The organism is Tritonibacter sp. SIMBA_163, from assembly GCF_046535935.1.
GTDB lineage: Bacteria > Pseudomonadota > Alphaproteobacteria > Rhodobacterales > Rhodobacteraceae > Epibacterium > Epibacterium scottomollicae.
The window spans coordinates 1-253 of sequence record NZ_JAWJBP010000882.1; the positions used below are offsets into that span (position 1 = coordinate 1).

The 253-nt window shown below is 64.4% G+C and carries 1 protein-coding gene; it reads right to left on the reverse strand.

From position 1 onward, the window contains the following. Positions 1-234 (reverse strand): PhzF family phenazine biosynthesis protein (locus R0J92_RS24865; protein WP_411053649.1); only part of this gene is annotated, 234 nt, incomplete at its 3' end. Between the last annotated feature and the right edge of the window lie 19 nt (positions 235-253).

The following is a 253-nucleotide window of genomic DNA, read 5'->3' on the forward strand; positions in this document are numbered from 1 at the left end:
GGCCTCTGCCCGGCGCACCTTTAACGTACCGGATTGCCGGGTATGGAAGGCGACGCTGTCCAGATCGGGCGAGAGATATTCAAGCACGACCGCACCGCTGGCCAGGGTGGCGTGGCCGCACAGGGGAACCTCCGCTGTCGGCGTGAACCAGCGCAGTTCGTAAGCCCCGTTTCCGGCCGGCACGAGGAAAGCCGTTTCCGACAGATTGTTTTCCGAGGCGATCGCCTGGAGCACCCGGTCCTCCAACCAATCG